19 protein-coding genes are annotated in these 19,534 nt (G+C 64.6%); 10 read left to right on the forward strand and 9 right to left on the reverse strand.

What is annotated here, in order from left to right:
- Positions 1-118: 118 nt before the first annotated feature.
- The 4 genes from HDC29_RS18605 to HDC29_RS18620 form a co-directional block, all read right to left on the reverse strand.
- Positions 119-1,168 (reverse strand): glycosyltransferase family 1 protein, encoded by a 1,050-nt coding sequence (locus tag HDC29_RS18605; RefSeq protein ID WP_179499796.1) that lies wholly within the window; start codon positions 1,166-1,168, stop codon positions 119-121.
- Positions 1,165-2,037, reverse strand: a complete 873-nt coding sequence (locus HDC29_RS18610; protein WP_179499797.1) for a UDP-2,3-diacylglucosamine diphosphatase — start codon at positions 2,035-2,037, stop codon at positions 1,165-1,167. Before HDC29_RS18610 ends, HDC29_RS18605 begins: the two co-directional genes overlap by 4 nt.
- 229 nt (positions 2,038-2,266) lie before the next feature.
- Positions 2,267-3,706 (reverse strand): aldehyde dehydrogenase family protein, encoded by a 1,440-nt coding sequence (locus HDC29_RS18615; protein WP_179499798.1) that lies wholly within the window; start codon positions 3,704-3,706, stop codon positions 2,267-2,269.
- 125 nt (positions 3,707-3,831) lie between these two features.
- Entirely contained in the window at positions 3,832-5,478 is a 1,647-nt protein-coding gene (locus HDC29_RS18620) for an acetolactate synthase large subunit (RefSeq protein WP_179499799.1), read from the reverse strand.
- 275 nt (positions 5,479-5,753) lie between these two features.
- On the opposite strand from HDC29_RS18620, the gene HDC29_RS18625 reads away from it, so the two are divergent.
- Positions 5,754-6,326, forward strand: a complete 573-nt coding sequence (locus HDC29_RS18625; protein ID WP_179499800.1) for a hypothetical protein — start codon at positions 5,754-5,756, stop codon at positions 6,324-6,326.
- Positions 6,327-6,375: 49 nt separating this feature from the next.
- Here HDC29_RS18625 and cobT read toward each other — a convergent pair whose 3' ends face one another.
- Entirely contained in the window at positions 6,376-8,199 is a 1,824-nt protein-coding gene (gene cobT, locus HDC29_RS18630; protein WP_179499801.1) for a cobaltochelatase subunit CobT, read from the reverse strand.
- Between the two features lie 218 nt (positions 8,200-8,417).
- Here cobT and HDC29_RS18635 point away from each other — a divergent pair, with 218 nt between their 5' ends.
- Positions 8,418-9,614 (forward strand): MFS transporter, encoded by a 1,197-nt coding sequence (locus HDC29_RS18635; RefSeq protein ID WP_218844789.1) that lies wholly within the window; start codon positions 8,418-8,420, stop codon positions 9,612-9,614.
- Positions 9,611-9,742: a hypothetical protein gene (locus tag HDC29_RS19360; protein ID WP_257018396.1), complete on the forward strand. Its 132-nt coding sequence runs from the start codon at positions 9,611-9,613 to the stop codon at positions 9,740-9,742. The genes HDC29_RS18635 and HDC29_RS19360 overlap by 4 nt, the downstream gene beginning before the upstream one ends.
- Positions 9,743-9,746: 4 nt before the next feature.
- On the opposite strand, the gene HDC29_RS18640 is transcribed toward HDC29_RS19360, so the two are convergent.
- The 4 genes from HDC29_RS18640 to HDC29_RS18655 form a co-directional block, all read right to left on the reverse strand.
- Positions 9,747-10,946: an alpha/beta hydrolase gene (locus tag HDC29_RS18640; RefSeq protein ID WP_179499803.1), complete on the reverse strand. Its 1,200-nt coding sequence runs from the start codon at positions 10,944-10,946 to the stop codon at positions 9,747-9,749.
- Complete coding sequence (cobS, locus tag HDC29_RS18645; RefSeq protein WP_179499804.1) at positions 10,943-11,932, reverse strand: cobaltochelatase subunit CobS; 990 nt, start codon at positions 11,930-11,932, stop codon at positions 10,943-10,945. Before cobS ends, HDC29_RS18640 begins: the two co-directional genes overlap by 4 nt.
- Positions 11,933-12,023: 91 nt before the next feature.
- Positions 12,024-12,461: an ester cyclase gene (locus HDC29_RS18650; RefSeq protein ID WP_179499805.1), complete on the reverse strand. Its 438-nt coding sequence runs from the start codon at positions 12,459-12,461 to the stop codon at positions 12,024-12,026.
- A 10-nt stretch (positions 12,462-12,471) separates the two neighbouring features.
- The gene (locus HDC29_RS18655) at positions 12,472-13,065 is read right to left on the reverse strand and encodes a J domain-containing protein (protein WP_179499806.1); all 594 of its coding nucleotides are present in this window, start codon (positions 13,063-13,065) and stop codon (positions 12,472-12,474) included.
- An 81-nt stretch (positions 13,066-13,146) separates the two neighbouring features.
- Here HDC29_RS18655 and HDC29_RS18660 point away from each other — a divergent pair, with 81 nt between their 5' ends.
- From HDC29_RS18660 to HDC29_RS18690, 7 genes are all read left to right on the forward strand, one after another.
- Complete coding sequence (locus HDC29_RS18660; protein ID WP_257018398.1) at positions 13,147-13,425, forward strand: BolA family transcriptional regulator; 279 nt, start codon at positions 13,147-13,149, stop codon at positions 13,423-13,425.
- Between the two features lie 2 nt (positions 13,426-13,427).
- Complete coding sequence (locus tag HDC29_RS18665; protein ID WP_257018400.1) at positions 13,428-13,796, forward strand: cupin domain-containing protein; 369 nt, start codon at positions 13,428-13,430, stop codon at positions 13,794-13,796.
- Positions 13,796-14,680 (forward strand): pirin family protein, encoded by an 885-nt coding sequence (locus tag HDC29_RS18670; RefSeq protein WP_179499809.1) that lies wholly within the window; start codon positions 13,796-13,798, stop codon positions 14,678-14,680. Before HDC29_RS18665 ends, HDC29_RS18670 begins: the two co-directional genes overlap by 1 nt.
- 203 nt (positions 14,681-14,883) lie before the next feature.
- Positions 14,884-15,795, forward strand: a complete 912-nt coding sequence (gene dmeF, locus HDC29_RS18675; protein WP_179499810.1) for a CDF family Co(II)/Ni(II) efflux transporter DmeF — start codon at positions 14,884-14,886, stop codon at positions 15,793-15,795.
- A 134-nt stretch (positions 15,796-15,929) separates the two neighbouring features.
- The gene (locus HDC29_RS18680; RefSeq protein WP_179499811.1) at positions 15,930-16,553 is read left to right on the forward strand and encodes a DJ-1/PfpI family protein; all 624 of its coding nucleotides are present in this window, start codon (positions 15,930-15,932) and stop codon (positions 16,551-16,553) included.
- Positions 16,554-16,633: 80 nt separating this feature from the next.
- On the forward strand, positions 16,634-18,649 hold the full coding sequence (locus tag HDC29_RS18685) for a GMC family oxidoreductase N-terminal domain-containing protein (RefSeq protein WP_179499812.1): 2,016 nt from the start codon (positions 16,634-16,636) through the stop codon (positions 18,647-18,649).
- 119 nt (positions 18,650-18,768) lie between these two features.
- Positions 18,769-19,497 (forward strand): rhodanese-related sulfurtransferase, encoded by a 729-nt coding sequence (locus tag HDC29_RS18690; protein WP_179499813.1) that lies wholly within the window; start codon positions 18,769-18,771, stop codon positions 19,495-19,497.
- The last annotated feature ends 37 nt before the right edge of the window (positions 19,498-19,534 follow it).

A 19,534-nucleotide genomic window follows, 5' to 3' on the forward strand; every position in this document is an offset into this window, starting at 1 on the left:
CTGCCTGCGGCAGCCCGCGTTCAATCAGGTGCGGCGATCGCTGGGCCGCTTTACATCGAGGCTAGCACCAATCCGCGCAGCGGTTCGTGCATCGGTCGCTTCCTGCCGTCCCCGTAATCTACGCGAGCCGTGGCATCGCGGCCGGGGCGCCCGCCCCCGGACCGGCCGGCAGGAACGTCAGCGCCTTCACGAATTGCGCCGTGCACGACGACCAGCTGTAGCGCGTGCCGAGCGCCGCCGCGTCGCCCCGATCGCATAGCAGCGCTGTGTCGATGGCGCGGCCGAGATCCTCGTCGAGCGCGCCGGCGCCATCGCGCACGATATCGCCGGGGCCGGGCACCGGGTAGGCGGCAACAGGCGTGCCGCAACTCAGCGCCTCGATGATGACCAAGCCGAAGGTGTCGGTGCGGCTGGGGAAGACGAAGACGTCGGCGCCGGCATAGGCGGCCGCAAGCGTTTCGCCGCCCAGCTTGCCGAGGAACAACGCACCCGGATGCCGCGCCTTCAATTCGGTGAGCGCGGGGCCGTCGCCGACGATGACTTTCGTGCCCGGCCGGTCGCAATCGAGGAAGGCGCCGATATTCTTCTCGACCGCGACGCGCCCGACATAAAGCTGGATCGGCCGTGCCAGCCCCTCAAATGCGGGGTGCGGGGCGCGGTCGGGGCGGAACAGGTCGTGATCGACGCCGCGTTCCCACATCATCGTCTGATCGAGGCCCTGTTCGGCGAGTTCGCGCGCCAGGCTACGCGTCGCGACCATGATGTGCCGCGCCGGGCGGTGAAACCAGCGGATGAAGCGCCAGACGAAATCGGGCGACACGGGCAGTCGCGCCGCGACATATTCGGGAAAGCGCGTGTGATAAGCGGTGGTGAAGGGAAAGCCGTTGTCAAGGCACCAGCGCCGCGCGGCGAGGCCGAGCGGCCCTTCGGTCGAAATATGGATCGCCTGCGGTGCGAAAGCGCGGATACGGCGCCCGACCGCGCGCCGGCCCGCAAAGGCGAGGCGGATTTCGGCATAGGAGGGGCAGGGTATCGAGCGGAACAGGTCGGGCGAGATCACCCCGACCTCGTGCCCCGCGGCGCGCAATTCGCCGATCGTCGCCTGCAGCGTGCGGACGACGCCGTTGACCTGCGGCTCCCACGCGTCGGTGACGATCAATATCCTCATGCGGCGGCGGGCAGCGCGAGCTTCGTCGGGGCGTTGCGCGCCGCGACCTCTTCGGCCCAGTGAAGGATTTCCATCGTTCCGTCGTGATGTTCGACCAGCGCGGTGCAGCCTTCGACCCAGTCGCCGTCGTTATAATATTCGGTGCCCTCGATCTCGCGCATCTCGGCGCTGTGGATGTGCCCGCACACCACCCCATTGACCCCGCGCGAGCGTGCGGCGTGGGCGACGACCTCTTCATAGCGGCCGATGAACTGGACTGCGTTCTTGACCTTGTGCTTGGCGACCATCGACAGCGACCAATAGGGCAGGCCGAAAGCGCTGCGGATACGGTTCACCACCACATTGCATTTCATCAGCGCGGTGTAGGCGGCATCGCCGACGAAGGCGAGCCAGCGGTGTGCGAGCATCACCGCGTCGAACTCGTCGCCATGGACGACGAGCAATTTGCGGCCGTCGGCGGTCTCGTGCACCGCCTCGCGGCGGATTTCGACGCCGCCGAAATCGAAGCCGTCGAACGGCTTGCACATTTCGTCATGGTTGCCGGGAACATAGACGACGCGCGTGCCGCGCTTGGCGCGCTTGAGCACGCGCCAGACGACGTCATTATGCTCGGGCGGCCAGAAATGGCGCTTCTTGAGCCGCCAGCCGTCGATGATGTCGCCGACGAGATACAGTGTCTCGCAATCGACATGGTCGAAGAAGTCGATCAGCAGCGGCGCGTTGCACCCGCGCGTGCCGAGGTGGATGTCGCTGACCCACACGGTACGATAGCTGCGGCGTTCGCCGATCACGCGCTCGGGGATATGCGGGTCGGTCGTAAAGGGGTCGGGAAAACGCGCGGGGATGGGCAGGGTCGAAATCGTGGCCATGTCACACTCCGTAAGCAGCCTCTGGCTGCCCACGGCCTAGACAGGAGTTTTGTGACACTGTGCGATTCAAAACCGCGTCGGTTCGGGGACGGTTTGAAGGCGGTTTGGTGACGGGCGAAGGATTTTATCCTCGTCATTGCGAGGAGCCGAAGGCGACGCGGCAATCCAGAGCGTGCGTAAACCGCCCTGGATTGCTTCGCTACGCTCGCAATGACGAGATGGAGGGAGCCTAGGTTCGCCGGATCACCAGATTCCTGATTTCGCTCATATCTTCCATCGCGAAGCGCACGCCTTCGCGGCCGAGGCCCGAGTCCTTCACCCCGCCATAGGGCATATTGTCGACGCGGTAGGACGAGACATCGTTGACGACGATGCCGCCGACGTCGAGATGATCCCATGCGTCGAGGACCTTGTGGATGTCGCGCGTGAACAGTCCGGCTTGCAGCCCGAACTTGCTGTCGTTGACCTCGGCGAGGGCGGCTTCCCAATCGGTAAATTTCGACAGGATGACGACGGGGCCGAACGCCTCCTCGCGCACGACGTCGGTGTCGGACGGCACGTTCTCAAGCAGCGCGGCTTCGAGCATATTGCCCTCACAGCCGCCGCCCGCGAGCAGGGTCGCGCCCGCGGCCACCGCCTCGTCGATCCAACCCTTGAGCCGCTGCGCTTCCTTCTCCGAAATCATCGGCCCGATGAAAGTATCGCGCAGCTTCGGATCGCCCGATTTCAACGTCTTGACCTTCGCGGTCAGCATGTCGCGGAAGGTCTCGTAGATCTCCTCGTGGATGATCACGCGCTGCACATGGATGCAGCTTTGCCCCGACTGGTAATAGCCGCCGAAGATGACCCGCGCGAGCGCATGGTCGAGGTCGGCATCCTTGTCGACGATCACCGCGGCGTTGCCACCGAGTTCGAGCACGACCTTCTTCTTTCCCGCCTTCGCCTTCAAATCCCAGCCCACGCCCGGCGATCCGGTGAAGGACAGGAGTTTCAGGCGCTCGTCGGTGGTGAACAGGTCGGCGCCCGCGCGGGTCGCGGGCAGGATGCTAAACGCACCCTCGGGCAATATATCGCATTCGGCGAGCACCTCGCCCATGATGATCGCGCCGAGCGGCGTCAGCGACGCGGGCTTCATCACAAAGGGGCAGCCCATCGCGATCGCGGGCGCGATCTTGTGCGCGGCGAGGTTGAGCGGGAAGTTGAACGGCGAGATGAAGCTGCACGGACCGATCGGCACGCGCTTCCACATCCCCATATAGCCCTTTGCGCGCGCCGAAACGTCGAGCGGCTGGACCTCGCCATAATTGCGCGTCGCTTCCTCGGCGGCGATGCGGAAGGTATCGATCAGGCGGGTGACCTCACCCTCGCTGTCGGCGATCGGCTTCCCCGCCTCGACGCACAAAGCATGGGCGAGTTCGTCGAACCGCTCCTGAAATCGCCCGACGCAATGGCTGAGCACATCGCGCTTCTCGAAACTCGCCAGCCGCGCCATCGGCTCGGCGGCGCGCACGGCGCCCGCGATCGCTTCGTCGATGACGTCGGGGGTCGCGAGCGCGGTGCGGAATGCAACCTCGCCCGTGAATTTGTCGATCACCTCGAGGTCGGTGTTCGGCTGCACCGCCTTGTTGTTGAGATAGAGCGGATAGACGTCTTTCAACTTCACAATCATTCTCCGACACTCTGAAACATTGTCATCCCCGCGAAAGCGGGGACCCAGGGGCGGCATTAACCGTTCAGCCGATCATACAAATCGACCCATTGTGGATTGTCGCGTTCAATCAGCGGTGGAAGCCTTTACAGCTCCTTCGACAATCGCTTGATATCATTGTTCAAAATCTGGTCATTCTCCGAATAATCGACCGGGCAGTCGATCAGGTGCACCCCCGGAGTATCGCGCGTATGCGTGAGAAGTTCCTTCAGATGCGCCGCGCTTTCGACGCGGTGGCCGCTGGCTCCATAAGCCTCGGCATATTTGACGAAGTCGGGGTTGCCATAGGTCAGCCCCCAATCCTTGAAGCCCATGTTCGCCTGTTTCCAGCGGATCATGCCATAGCTGTTGTCGTTGAGGATCAGCACGGTGATGTTGAGGCCGAGGCGCACCGCGGTCTCCATCTCCTGACTGTTCATCATGAAGCCGCCGTCGCCGCAGATCGCCATGACCTTGCGCCCCGGATAGACCATCGCCGACATCATCGCGGACGGCAGCCCCGCGCCCATCGTCGCGAGCGCATTGTCGAGCAGCACCGTGTTCGGCTTGCACGCGGTATAGCCGCGCGCGAACCAGATCTTGTAGACGCCATTGTCGAGGCAGATGATCCCGTCGTCGGGCATCGCATCGCGAACCGACTGCACCAGGTGCGGCGGAAAGATGGGGAAACGCTCGTCCTTCGCCAGCGACGCGGTATGCTCGACCTCGGCCTTGCGATAGGCGAGCAGGTGATCGAACTTCCACCCGCCGTTGGGGACGATGTCCTCCTTCATCTGCCAGACCGCGTTGGCGATGTCGCCGATCACCTCGATGTCGGGGAAATAGACGGGATCGACCTCGGCGGTCTTGGTCGACACATGGATCACCGTCGGGCCGCCGCGCTGCATGAAGAAGGGCGGCTTTTCGATCACATCGTGACCAAGATTGACGATGCAGTCGGACGCCTCGACCGCGCGGTGGACGAAATCGCCCGCGCTCAATGCTGCGCAGCCGAGGAATTTCGGGTGCCGCTCATCGATCACGCCCTTGCCGAGCTGCGTCGTCAGGAAGGGTATGCCGGTCTTTTCGATGAATTGCAGCAGCATCCGGCTCGTCATCGTGCGGTTCGCGCCCGCGCCGATCACCAGCACCGGCGACTTCGCATTTTCGAGCGCCTTCACCGCCTCGCGGATCGATTTGGAATCGGCGTTGGGGCGGCGTGAATGGCTGCGCTTCAACGGGGTCGAGTCGGTATGCTCGTCGGCGATATCCTCGGGCAGCTCGATATGCACCGCGCCGGGCTTTTCCTCTTCGGCGAGGCGGAAGGCTTCGCGCACGCGGCTCGGGATATTGTCCGACGACGCCATCTGGTGCGTATATTTGGTGATCGGCCCCATCATCGCGACGACGTCGAGAATCTGGAAGCGGCCTTGCTTCGATTTCTTGATCGGCTTTTGCCCGGTGATCATCATCATCGGCATGCCGCCCAATTGCGCATAGGCCGCCGCGGTAACGAAGTTCGTCGCGCCCGGCCCGAGCGTCGCAAGGCATACGCCGGTCTTGCCGGTATGGCGTCCGTATGTGGCGGCCATGAAGCCCGCGCCCTGCTCGTGCCGGGTCAGGATCAGCTTGATCTTGGTCGAGCGCGAAAGGCTGTCGAGGAAATCGAGATTTTCCTCGCCCGGAACGCCGAAAATATATTCGACGCCTTCTTCTTCCAGGCACTCGATGAACAGGTCGGATGCTTTTTTCATGCTAAAATCGCCCCCTCAGCCGCGCACCCCATCGGTGCGGCCTCACGTCATGCCGGCGACCTTCAGCATATATTTCGGCGCATTGGCTCTCGTCTTGGGCCGCGAGTCCCTGTTGCACCGGGAAGGGTTTGTAACGAGGGGGAAAGGGGTTGTCATCCGGCGATGCACCCTCGGGTTTCGGGCGGCATCGCCGCCTTTCGTAAAATGGTTGCAAAGCATGAATTCGATCCTATCCAGTCAACGCAGGGGAAAGCCAATTTCAAAGGGGGGTTTGAATGCGTAAAGTGGCATTGGTCGTGCTGGGCGCGACGATGATGATGACGTCTGCTGCAGTATCGGCAAAGGAAAAAGAACCGAAGCCGGTAGAACTGAGCGAGGTGCAGCTGGACGCGCTGCAAAAACGCGAAATCCAGGGGGGTGTCGACATCGTTTTCCGTTCATCCATATCTGCGCTGCAGGAGATGGGTTACGTCAACATCAACGCAAGCAAGGATGCGGGAACAATAACGGCAGAGACCGATGCGAAATCAAAGCTGGTCTATAATATATTCTGGGGGTTTGGTAAGAAGAAACTGACCCAGGTCGCGTCCATATTCGTCGAGCCAATCTCGCCCGCGCTGACCCGTATGTCGATCAAACTGCAGACGGTCGAAGCCAAGGCGCGCATGGGATCCTCCTATTCGGACGGAAAGCCCGTGGCGTTTGCCGAGCCCTATAATGCCTTCCATGCCGAGTTCGACAAGGCGCTGGCTGTGCGGATGGCCGAGACGACGCCGGTAGCTCCGATCGCGCCCGCGGCGGAACCGGTCGCCACCGCCGCCGCGATCCCGGTCGAGCCGGCAAACTGAGAATTCGTGATCTTGTCCGGGCGCGCCGCATCGCGTGCCCGGTCGCCCCTCAATCGATATCGAACAGCCCTGCCAATTGCTCGACCATCGTCCCGCCCAATTGTTCGGCGTCCATGATCGTCACCGCGCGGCTGTAATAACGCGTCACGTCGTGCCCGATGCCGATCGCGCACAGCTCGACCGGCGAGCGGTTTTCGATCCATTCGATCACCTGGCGAAGGTGCTGATCCAGATAGGCGCCGTGGTTCACCGACAGCGTGCTGTCGTCGACCGGCGCGCCGTCGCTGATCACCATCAGGATGCGGCGTTCCTCGGGGCGATTGATGATGCGATGGTGCGCCCACATCAGCGCCTCGCCGTCGATATTCTCTTTCAGCAGCCCCTCGCGCATCATCAACCCCAGAGACTTGCGCGCGCGGCGATAGGGCTCGTCCGCCGGCTTGTAGATGATGTGCCTGAGGTCATTGAGGCGGCCGGGGTGCGCAGGGCGCCCCGCGGCTAGCCAGTCCTCGCGGCTCTGCCCGCCCTTCCACGTCCGCGTGGTAAAGCCGAGGATTTCGGTCTTCACGCCGCAGCGTTCGAGCGTGCGCGCGAGGATGTCGGCGCTGATCGCGGCGATGCTGATCGGCCGCCCGCGCATCGACCCCGAATTATCGATGAGTAGGGTGACGACGGTATCGCGGAAATCGGTATCGCGCTCGATCTTGTAGGAGAGCGACTGGCCCGGCGAGACGATGACGCGCGCAAGCCGTGCGGCGTCGAGCTGGCCTTCCTCCTGGTCGAAATCCCACGCGCGGTTCTGCTGCGCCATCAACCGGCGCTGGAGGCGGTTCGCGAGTTTGGTCACCGCGCCCTGCAGATGCGTCATCTGCTGGTCGAGATAGGCGCGCAGGCGGGTGAGTTCATCGGCATCGCACAGCTCGGTCGCGGCGACGATCTCGTCATGCTTTTCGGTGAAGCGCAGATAGTTGAAATCGGGAATGTCGCTCGGCAGGCGGTTGGGACGCACCGGCAGCATCCCCTCGTCGCCTTCGCCGCCCATTTCGGGTTCGCCGTCGGCCTCCATTTCCTGTGCGTCGGGGTCGCTGTCGCCGTCGTCGGCCTGATCGCCCGCCATTTCGGCGCGCGCATCGACCTGGCTTTCGCCGGCGCCGCCGTCTTCGCTTTCCTGCTCTTCCTGGCTCTCTTCGGCCTCGCTCTCATCCTGCTCGCCGCCGTCCTCGCTGCCCTCCTCGAGCGGCTCGTCGCTCTGAATGAGGTCGAGGTGGCGCAGCGCCAGTTTCGCGGTTTCGGCAAAGGCCGCCTGATCGTCGAGCAGCATCGACAGCGCGGTGAGGTCGCCGCCCGCCTCGTTGGTGATCCATTCGCGCACAAGCGAAAGGCCGGTTTCGGTCCCCTGCGGCGCCTGCTCGCCGGTCAGCGCCTCGCGCAGCATCAGTTCGAGCGCGCTCGAAATGGGTACGTCTTCACGATTCTGGGCCCGGCTGATCGGATCGCTACGCATCCGCATCGCGAGGCTGGCCGCCAGATTGCCGCGCATCCCGTTCATATGCCGCGCGCCCAGCGCCTCGACGCGCGCGCGCTCCATCGCGTCGAAGGCCGCGGCGGCGACGGGTTCGGCGGGGCGGGCGGCATTATGGATCTTGTCGCTGTGATGCTTCATCCGCAGCGCATAAGCGTCCGCGAAACCTCGCGCCTCGGCGACCTGGTCGGCGGGCAATGTGCGCGACGGCGTCGGCACCTTGATCGCCTTGCCGACCTGCGCCGGCGCGTCGGCGGTGAAGCCGACCTCGACCTCGGCATCGCGCGTCACCGCGCGCGCGACGCTCGACAGCGCGGCCTTGAAATCGTCGAGGGGAGTGGAGGCAGACATTTCGAATCGGCTCTAACCGGCTTTGGGTGCCGAAGGAAATCCCTTTCATCGTCACCCCGGGCTTGATTGGGGTTCCATGGCTTCACCGGCGGAAATGGGCCCCGGATCAAGTCCGCGGTGACGAAAGTGGGTGTAGGCCGGGGCATAGCTAAGCTCGCTTGACGCCAAGCGAAGGCGGGAGCATCCGGCGCAATATGAGCTCCCTCGCACTTTTCCCCATGAAACGCCCCTGGGTCGTCATCGCCTGCGCGGCCTTCATCGTCACCTTGGCAATGGGCGTGCGCCAGTCGTTCGGCCTGTTCCTGCCGCAAATGAGCGTCGATATCGGCATCAGCCGCTCTGACTTCGGCCTCGCGATGGCGCTCCAGAACCTGCTCTTCGGCCTTGTTCAGCCCTTCGTCGGCGCGCTTGCCGACAAGCATGGCGCGGGGCGCGTCGTGCTCGCGGGCGCGCTACTCTATGCGCTCGGGCTGATCGGTGCGGCCTTCGCGACCGACGCGATCGGACTCCATATCAGCTTCGGCCTGCTCATCGGCATGGCGCAGTCGGCGACGACCTTCGTCGTCGTGCTCGGCGCCGTCGGACGCGTCGTCAGCCCAGAGAAGCGCAGCGGTGCGTTCGGCATCGTCACCGCGGGCGGCTCGCTCGGCCAGTTCCTCGTCGTCCCGCTGGCGTCGATGCTGCTCGGCGACATCGGTTATCATCAGACGCTGTGGATCATGGCCGGGCTCGTCGCGCTGTGCGGGCTACTCGCGATCGGTGTCGCGGGTCGCACTGACGGCGCAGGGGGGCTGACCCTGGAAGTCGAGCAAAGCGCGCGCGAGGCGCTGCGCGAGGCGGCGGGACACCGCGGCTACTGGCTGCTCAACGCGGGCTTCTTCGTCTGCGGTTTCCATATCGCCTTTATCGCGACGCACCTGCCGGCCTATCTCGACGACAAGGGGCTGGGCATCGAAATCGGCGCGCAGGTGCTCGCGCTCGTCGGGCTTTTCAACATCCTCGGTTCGTACGTGTTCGGCCGCGCGGGCGATTTGCTGCGACAGAAATATGTGCTGTCGGCGCTCTACACCGCGCGCTCGGCGGTGATCGCGCTCTTTCTCTTCCTGCCCTTGAGCCATGCGAGCGCGCTCGTCTTCGCGGGCGCGATGGGCTTCCTCTGGCTGGGCACGGTGCCGCTCACCAGCGGGATCGTCGGGCGGATCTTCGGCATCCGCTACCTTTCGATGCTTTACGGCATCGTCTTCCTCAGCCACCAGCTCGGCAGCTTCTTCGGCGCGTGGATGGCGGGGCTGATCTTCGACGCTACCGGCAGCTATAATATCGCCTGGGGCTTCTCGATCGCGCTCGGGCTGTTCGCGGGGCTCGTCCACTTGCCGATCGCCGACGCGCCCGTCACGCGGCTGAAGCCAGCATGAAGCTGGCGCGGCAGGACTGGGTCGCGCTCGCGCTCTTCACTCTGATCGCGCTTGGCGGGCTTTGGCTCTGGACCGGTGAGGGGCCGGTCGTCTGGCTCACCAATTTCGCGATCATGTGCGGCTTTTAGGGTCTTACTGCGGCTCTTCGGCTTCGGGCGTCCGCTGGCAGATCGCATCGTCGCCATCCTTCGGCACCGTCGGATCGGGCATCAGGCGGAAGACATGCGACCACTCCGTCGCGACGCGCTCGGGCCGCGTGCGCTTGTTCGCGACCACATCGATGAAATCGCGGCACACGACGGCGCTGCGCAGGAAATTGCTGTGTCCGGTCGATCCGCGCGACACGTCGGTCGTGTCGATCACGGTCAGCCCCGGGCGCGCGACGGGATAGCAGCGTTCGGGGAGCCCCTTGGCTTTCAGCTCGGCGGCCTCGAACGGGTTGAAGCAATAGGGCGAGCCGAGCCGCGGATAGCCGTGGATCGCGCGCGATGCGGCGAGCGCCTTGTCGGCGCGCGAGACATAGGCGGTGATCCGGCGGCCCACCGCCACGCGTCGCGCCGACAACACTTCTTCCTCGATATCGCGCTCGAACGTCTCGCGGTCGATATCGGGCGAGGCGAGGATGATGTTCGAGATATTGCTGCTGTCGGCGCTGCTCGACGTGCGGTCGACATAGGCGACCGCCGGGATGACCAGCCGCGCGCCGAGCGAGTGCGAGACGACGACGATCTCCTTGACCCAGCTTTGTTCGGCAAGCGACTTCAGGAAATCGCGGAAATTGCGGACGTCGTGATACATGTTCGTCTCGTCGACGACATAGCTCAGAAATTTGCCCTGCGACGGCCAGCTATATTCGATGATCGGGCCGTCGAAGCCCGTCATCCGCGCGATCTGCGCGGCGTCCTTCGACGTCGTCGAAAAATTCTCGCGGTAACCGTGGACATAGAGCAATACGCGCCCCTGCCTGCGGTCGGTTTCGGCCTGCAGCGCGCGCCACCAGTCGGCCGAGGTCTGGAAGGCGAGCGGGGGCAGAAAGCGCTTCTTCTTGCCCACCATGACGTCGCGCGGCGCATCGAAGCGCCCGTAACGCATCTGGTCGCCGCGGTGACGAAGCAGCTCGATCTCGCTCGTGCGGCAGTCGGGCAGGCGGCTCGTGGCGAAGAAATAGGGCAGCGCGGCGTCATCGACCGCCGCGCCGGGCTGCGCGGTGCAGCGCGAGTCGGCGACATAGTCGGCGTGGCGGATCTTGCCATAATCGACCGCCGCGATGCTGCACCCCGACAGCGTCAGCGCGGCGCCGAACGCCACCGTCAGGTGGCGCAGCCGCATCATTTGCCGATCACGCTCTCGGGCAGGTCTTCGCCGAACACGCGTTGATAATATTCGGCGACGATCATTCGCTCGGCCTCGTCGCACTTGTTGAGGAAGGAGAGGCGGAACGCGAAACCGATATTGTTGAAGATCGCGGTGTTCTGCGCCCAGCTGATCACGGTGCGGGGCGACATCACGGTCGATATATCGCCATTGATGAAACCCTGGCGCGTCAGGTCCGCGACCTTGACCATATTGGCGACGGTCGTGTCGTCGGTGTTCGGTACCTTGGCGAGGACGATCGCGCTTTCGGTCGCGGCGGGGAGGTAGTTCAGCGTGACGACGATGTTCCAGCGGTCCATCTGGCCCTGGTTGATCTGCTGCGTCCCGTGATACAGCCCACTCGTGTCGCCGAGCCCGACGGTGTTCGCGGTCGAGAAGAGGCGGAAATAGGGATTCGGGCGGATGACCCGGTTCTGGTCGAGCAGCGTCAGCTTGCCCTCGGTCTCGAGCACGCGCTGGATCACGAACATCACATCGGGACGCCCGGCGTCATATTCGTCGAAGACGAGCGCGGTCGGGGTCTGCAGCGCCCAGGGGAGCAGGCCTTCGCGAAATTCGGTGACCTGCTGGCCGTCGCGGAGCACGATTGCGTCGCGGCCGACCAGGTCGATACGGCTGATATGCGCGTCGAGGTTGACGCGGATGCACGGCCATTTCAGCCGCGCCGCGACCTGTTCGATATGCGTCGACTTGCCGGTGCCGTGATAGCCCTGCACCATCACGCGGCGGTTGTATTTGAAGCCCGCGAGGATCGCGAGCGTCGTGTCGCCGTCGAAGACATAGGCGGGGTCCAGGTCGGGGACGCGCTCGTCGGCCTCGCTGAACGCGGGCACCTTCATGTCGATATCGATCCCGAACACCTCGCGCGCGTCGATCTCGACATCGGGCGCCGAAAGGAGCGTCGAGCCGTGATGGTCGGGAAGGCTGTTCGGGATATCGGTCATGGCAAAGTCCAGCAAGCAAACGGGGAGAGTCGCCGCCGGGCGGCGCTTCGGCTGTCGCGGTATCGTCATGGGTTGCGGCTTGCAACGCCTTTCAGAGCAGACCCAGCGCCTTCATCACCGCCGACTGGTCGTAATAGGGACGTTCGCAGACGATCTTGTCGCTGCCGGGGGCGAACTCGAAGCTCGCCGCCATGCGGATGCGGAATGCCTTGCCCGTCGGCTCGATGGTGCGCAGGCCAAGCTTGAGCGGCCCAAGATGCGTGCCGGTCAGCCAGAATTCGACGAGCACCGTGTTCGTTGCGGCGTCGGCGGCGATCGCGATGACCTCGTTCGCCTGGTCGGGAAAGGGCTCGCGCGAGGACGCGAAATAGGATCGCACCGCCGCCTCGCCGTCGAAGATCGTCCCGGGGCCCATCAGTTCGTAACGCGGATGGTCGAAGGTCGCGAGGACACCGTCCCAGTCGTGCGTGATCTCGAGCGCCATGTGGCGGCGCACCACCGCGATCCGTGCTTCATCCAGGTCGGTCATCGCGCCTCTCCTATGCGAACGCCTTGCTCTTCCTCAGCAGTTGATAGGCCCCCACTACCTGACCCAGACGGGTTTCGAAACTGCGATCGCCGCCATTCCGGTCGGGATGATATTTGCGGACGAGCTCGCTGTAGCGGCGTCGCAGCGCCGCGCGGTCGGCGTCGGCGGGAAGCGCCATCAACTGCATCGCGTCCTGCTCCTCGCGCGACAGGCCGGGATTGGCGGCCTCGCGCCGCGCCGCGTCCATGCGTTGCCGGAACCGCGCGCCGAGCGCGTCCATCGGGTCCTTGAAATCGGCCCAGCGCGGCGGCAGGTCGGCGCTGCCTGCGGGGCGAAAGGCGCGACTTTCGGTCTCCCATCCGGCGGTCGGCGACTGCGCCGCCATGATCTGGTCGGCGCTCATGCCTTCGAAGAAATTATAGCCGGCATTGAATTCGCGAACATGGTCGAGGCACAGCCAGCGATAGGGCGGCGGGCCGTCGGCCGAGCGGTGCGACGATACGGGTGCGCGAAACTCGCCGGCTTCGCGGCAGCCGGGCGCGGCGCAGCGTTCCTCGCGGGGGACGCGGCCATGGAATCGGGAGGGGCGGGCGGAAGACGGCACGACAGGCTTTCGGAATCGGAGCGGTAAGCTGATCTTCGGGAGGCCTTATAATTTGGCGACGGAGCGCTTATGGTCAACCCCATGAGCGACAAAGGCCCCGTACAGCAAGAGATGGAAAGCCTGCTCGCCGCAGCCTTTCCCGACGCGAATTTCATCCTGAGCAACGACAGCGCCAGCCATCACGGCCATATGGGCGACGACGGCAGCGGCGAATCGCATTTCAGCCTGAGTATCGAGTGGGCCGGCTTTGCCGGAATGAACCGCGTGATGCGCCAGCGCACGGTGAACAAGGCGCTCGGCGACCTGCCGGGCCAGCGCGTCCATGCGCTGGCGATCCGCGCGACCGCGCCGGGAGAATGACGATGGCGGACAAGGTCAACCTGGCCGAAGCCTTCGCCAGAATACCCGACGCGTGGAACCCGCGCGTCGCGGGCGACATCAATAATTTCCAGGTCAAGCTGGTGAAGCTCGACGGCAAGTTCGACTGGCATCATCATGACACCGAGGACGAGTTGTTCCTCGTCGTCGCCGGCCGGATGAAGATGGCGTTTCAGGATCGCGACGTGATCGTCGAGCCCGGCGAATTCATCATCGTGCCGCACGGCACCGAACATTGTCCCGAGGCGCTGGACGGCGAATGCCACGTCGTCCTGCTCGAACCCAATTCGACGCGCAACACCGGCAATGTCGAAACCGAAAAGACCCGAAGGACGCTGGAAAGGCTCGACTGATGTTCACCGTCATTACCCCCTCGACCCACGACATCGGCGCGTTCGACGTGCGCCGCACGCTTCCCAACAAGGAACGGACGATGGTGGGCCCCTTCATTTTCGTCGATCAGTTCGGCCCCGCGCATTTCGACATCGGGCAGGGGATGGACGTGCGTCCGCACCCGCATATCAACCTGTCGACTTTGACCTACCTCTTCGAAGGCGCGATCGACCATCGCGACAGTCTGGGCACCTTCGCGACGATCCGCCCCGGCGCATGCAATTTGATGACTGCGGGGCGCGGCATCGTCCATTCGGAGCGCACGCCGCCGGCCGAGCGCGCGACCGGATCGGGCATCTCGGGCATGCAGACCTGGCTCGCGCTGCCCGACGGCAAGGAAGAGATCGACCCGGCGTTCGAGCATGTGCCCGTCGACAAATTGCCGCTGGTGGAAGATGGCAGCGTTTCGGCCCGGGTGATCATGGGCAGCCTGTGGGGCGTCACCGCACCGACGACGCAGCACAGCGCGACCATATATGCCGACATATTGATGAACGTCGGCGCCAGCCTGCCGATCGACGCCGAGGCCGACGAGCGCGCGGTGCTCGTCGCGCTTGGCGACGCGAGCCTCGATGGCGAGCTGCTCGACCGCTACAGCCTTTACATATTGAAACCCGGACAGGCGATGACGCTGCGCGCCGAAACCGACGCACGCGTGATGCTGCTCGGCGGCGAGGCGTTCACGACGCCGCGCCATGTGTGGTGGAATTTCGTGAGTTCCTCGCGTGATCGCATCAACGATGCCAAGCAGGAATGGAAGGACCGCAAATTCCCGCTCGTCCCCGGCGACAGCGAGGAGTTCATCCCGATCCCCGAGGTGCCGAAGACGGTGAGCTATCCTTAGTCGGGTTTCGATCGGAGACAGTCGTTAGCGATGTGCGCCCCGGCGAAAGCCGGGGTCCAGAAAGATGACGCTAACCTGGCATATTTCCGCACGGCTTTCGCCGGGGTGCACAAGGGTCAGCTTCCCACCCAAAAGCCGTCACGTTCCATCTCCCGCGCCGCGCCCCTTGTCGAACAGGCTACGATGCGAAATAGATAGGCGGCATGTCCGAATCCGTCCCCACCCAGCATTTGCATGATTTCCTCGGCGCCGCGCATGACGAGAATGCGAAGCGCACCCTGTGGGTCGTCGCGCTGACCGCGGTGATGATGGTCGCCGAGATCGCTGCGGGTTACTGGACGGGATCGATGGCGCTCCTCGCCGACGGTTTCCACATGGCGACCCACGCCGGGGCGCTCGGCCTTGCCGCGCTCGCCTATCGCTATGCGAAAAAGCATCGTCACGATCCGCGCTACAGCTTCGGCACCGGCAAGGTCGGCGACCTGACCGGCTTCGCTTCGGCGTTGATCCTCGGCATCTTCGCGATCGGGATCGCGGTCGAATCCTTCCTGCGCCTGATCGATCCGGTGCGCGTCGATTTCGCCAGTGCGACGCTCGTCGCCGTGCTGGGGCTTGCGGTCAATATCGTCAGCGCGCTGCTGTTGATGGGCGGGCACCATCATCACGGCCACGATCATGGGCACGACCATGATCATGCGCATCACCACCACGGCCACGACAACAATCTCCGCTCGGCCTATTTCCATGTCCTCGCCGACGCGTTGACCTCGCTGCTCGCGATCGGCGCGCTGCTCGCGGGGCGCTATCTCGGGCTCTACTGGATGGATCCGGCGATGGGCGTCGTCGGGGCGCTCGTCATCGCGCACTGGTCGTGGGGGTTGATGCGCGACACCGCCGCGATCCTGCTCGACACGAACGATGCCGAAGCCGCCGCGGCGATCCGGAGCCGCGTCGAGGCGGCGGGGGCGGTGGTCACCGACCTCCACGTCTGGCGCGTCGGGCCGGAGGCGCGCGCCGCGATCGTCGAGGTAAAGGGAGATGTGCGGTGCGAGGAATTGCGCGACCGGCTGACGGATATCGTCGCGGTCGCGCATCTGACGATCGCGCTGCGCTGATCGCTCGATACTATTGCATCGCGGGGCCATAGTCGAGGCGCGCCACCATTCGATCGCCGAAGGTTGATGATGTCATCGAAGGCGCGGTATAGGCGCGGCCCCTTTGTCCCTTCATCTTTTGCGGGAGTTTTGACGTGCAGATCGCGGTCCTGACCTTCGACGGCTTCAACGAGCTCGATTCGTTCGTCGCCGCCGCGATCCTGAACCGCCTGCGCGGCCAGGGCTGGGAGGCGCATATCACCGCGCCGACGCCGAAGGTGACTTCGATGAACGGCGTGACGATCGAACGGCAGCAACCGCTCGACTTCGCGGCAAAGGCCGATGCGGTGATCATCGGCAGCGGCATCAGGACGCGCGAGATCGCGGCCGATCCGCTGATGCTCGGCCGCATCCGGCTCGACCCCGCGCGTCAGCTCGTCGCCGCGCAATGCTCGGGAACGCTGCTGCTCGCCCGGCTCGGGCTGATCGGCGATCTTCCCGCCTGCACCGACCTCACCACCAAGCCGTGGGTGATCGAGGCGGGGGTGGAGGTGCTCGACGCGCCCTTCGTCGCGCACGGCAATGTCGCGACGGCGGGCGGCTGCCTCGCGTCGCAATATCTCTCGGCGTGGATCATCGCGCGCCTCGCCGGGACCGCGGCCGCCGAAGAGGCGCTTCACTATGTCGCGCCGGTCGGTGAGAAAGCCGATTATGTCGGGCGGGCAATGGCGGTCGTGCAGCCCTTCCTTGCGCCCGAAAAATTGGCGCGCACCGCATAGCTGGCGATCCCATACAATACAGCTTGCTCCTGGCCGCTATAACGCGGCATTTTGCGGAGCAGGACAAGGGGGGCAGGGCGATGACGGCACCGTTCAATTTCGGGCAGCGCAAATTTCTGAAGGCGTTGACCGAGGCGCTGTTCCACGAAGCCGAGATGGTGATTTCGGCCGATCAGGTCGTGACCAATGTCTGCGAGCTGTTCGAAAAGGTCGGCGGGACCAAGCTCGACGAGATCCGGCTGTCGCTGACCGCGACCGAGTTGGTGCTAGGCGGGCCCTTTTTCACCGAAAATGATGTCGCGGACCGTGTGGAGAGGCTGACCGATCGCCTCAAGAACAGCCAGATCGACCTGTTTCAGGATATGGCGCGGCTGCGCGGTATCATCTACGCCTGCTATTATGGCCATTGGCAGCCGGGACTGGAACCCGGCGACCAGGGCGCCAACGCCGCCAATCCGGTGCACCGGCAGATCGGTTTCACGCTCCCGAAGTTCCGGGCGCGCGGCAACTACGACGTCCCGCTGACGCCGGTCGTCGGGCGCGAGGTCGATCCCGCCTATATTCTCGGCGCCGACACGATCGAGGACGAATATGACGTTGTCGTCATCGGATCGGGCGCGGGAGGCGGGGTCGCCGCCCGCAATGTCGCGGCACAGGGCTATAAGGTGCTGATCGTCGAGGCAGGCCCCTTTTGCCCCAGCCACGAGATCACCCATCACGAACTCGACATGATCGCGCGGCTCTACAAGCATGGCGCGCTGCAAACCTCGACCAATCGCGATTTCGTCGTGTTCCAGGGGCGCTGCGTCGGCGGATCGTCGACGATCAACAACGGGATATGCCTCCGCGTCAACGAAGCGGGACGCACGCACCCCGACGCGCCGGACGTGCTCGCCAAATGGGCGAGCATCGGCGCGCCGATCGACGCCGCCGCCTTTCATGCCAGCTATGACGCGGTGCAGGCGAGGCTCGGCATCGCGCCGATCGAGCCGCGCAGCGGGCGCCACAACGGCCCGCACCTGATCAACGGCTGGAACAACTATGCCGCAGCATCCAGCAACCCGCGCGAACAGCGCGCCATAACCGACTGGTTCGCCAAGAATTTCGGCCCTCCGAACACCGCCAACGCCTGTGCCTATTGCGGCTATTGCAACTCGGGCTGCGCCTATGGCCGCCGCATGGGGATCGCGCAGACCTATCTGCCCGAGGCGTGCCGCGATTTCGGGGCGCGGATATTGCCCGACACCAAGGCCGAGCGGATCGTCTGGCAGACCGCCTATGACGGCCGGCGCGAGGCGGAGGCGGTGAAGCTGGTCCTGCCCGACGGGTCGAAAAAGCTCGTCCGCGCGCGCGTCGGCGTCGTGGTCGCGGCGGGAACGATCGCCTCGTCGAAGCTGCTCGATCGCAGCGATATCGACCGCACCGGCTATCAGATATCGCTCAACGTCGCCTCGCCCGTCGTCGCGCTGATGCCCGAAGGGGTCGGGGGCGATGCGTGGGACGAGGATCAGATGTCGAGCTATGTCGATTGCGGCGACTATCTGCTCGAAAGCCATTTCCAGCCCCCGATGTCGATGGCGTCGCTGATGCCCGGCTGGTTCGGCGACCATGCGGACCGCATGAAGAATTTCGGCCGCGTCCATTCGGCGGGAATCCTGTTCCCGGCCGACCGGCGTGGGCGCGTGAAGAACGGCAAGCTCGAATTCCGGCTCGACCCCAGTGAAGATCTGCCGGTGCTGCGCGACGCGATGGCGACGCTCACCAAGGTCCATTTCGCCGCCGGCGCGCTCGAATGCTATCCGGCGCTGGCAAAGGGGCAGACGGTCACGCCCGACATGGATATCGACGCCTTCTTCCGCGATGCGATCCGCGAACAGGATGATGTCACCCTGTCGAGCAGCCACCCCCACGGCGGCAATGCCATCAACGAGGATCCGCAGCACGGGGTCGTCGACCTCGATTGCCGTGTCCACGAAACGACCAATGTGCTCGTCACCGATGCCAGCGTCTTTCCCAGCTGCATCCGCGTCAACGCGCAATGGACCACGATGGCGATGGCGCAATATGCGACCGGGCGGAGCGATCCCTTCGGGTAGGGGCCCCACATCAAATCCGCTCGTGCCAAGCTTGCCGAAACACGGTCTTTCTCACGGGCGATGAAGACAAGAGCCGCCCTTCGACAAGCTCAGGGCAAACGGGTAAGGGGGCAGCCGCCATGACCTTCACCGTTGCCGCCCTCTATCGCTTCGCCTCGTTCGCCGATCCCGCCATGCTGCGCCAGCCGCTTCTCGACATCTGCGCCGGGCACGGCATCAAGGGAACGCTGCTCCTCGCTTGCGAAGGGGTCAACGGCACGATCGCCGGCAGCGAAACCGGGATCGCCGCCGTCATCGACCATATCCGCGCGCTCCCCGACTGTGCTGCGCTCGACGTCAAATATTCGACCGCCGCCGAGATGCCGTTCCAGCGGATGAAGGTGCGGCTCAAGAAAGAGATTGTGACGATGAAGGTGCCGGGGCTCGACCCCGCGCGCGAGGCCGCGCCCTATGTCGATCCCACCGACTGGAATGCCCTCGTCGACGATCCGGACACCGTGCTGATCGACACGCGCAATGCCTTCGAGGTCGGCTATGGCAGCTTCGCCGGCGCGATCGATCCCGGAACGAAAAGCTTCGGCGACTTCCCCGACTGGTGGCGCGCCAATGCCGGCCGTTTCGCGGGCAAGCGCGTCGCGATGTTCTGCACCGGCGGGATTCGCTGCGAAAAATCGACCGCTTTCCTCCGCCATGAAGGGGTCGAAGACGTCGTCCACCTGAAGGGCGGCATCCTCGCCTATCTCGAACAGGTGCCCGAGGCCGACAGCCGCTGGCACGGCAACTGCTTCGTCTTCGACGAGCGGGTGAGCGTGGGGCACGGATTGGTCGAGGCGGGCGAGAAGGCCTAGGTTCGGGAGCCTTCCCCTCGCGCGGGCGGAGCGTCGG

The organism is Sphingopyxis sp. JAI108 (assembly GCF_013410105.1).
Taxonomy (GTDB): Bacteria; Pseudomonadota; Alphaproteobacteria; order Sphingomonadales; family Sphingomonadaceae; genus Sphingopyxis; species Sphingopyxis chilensis.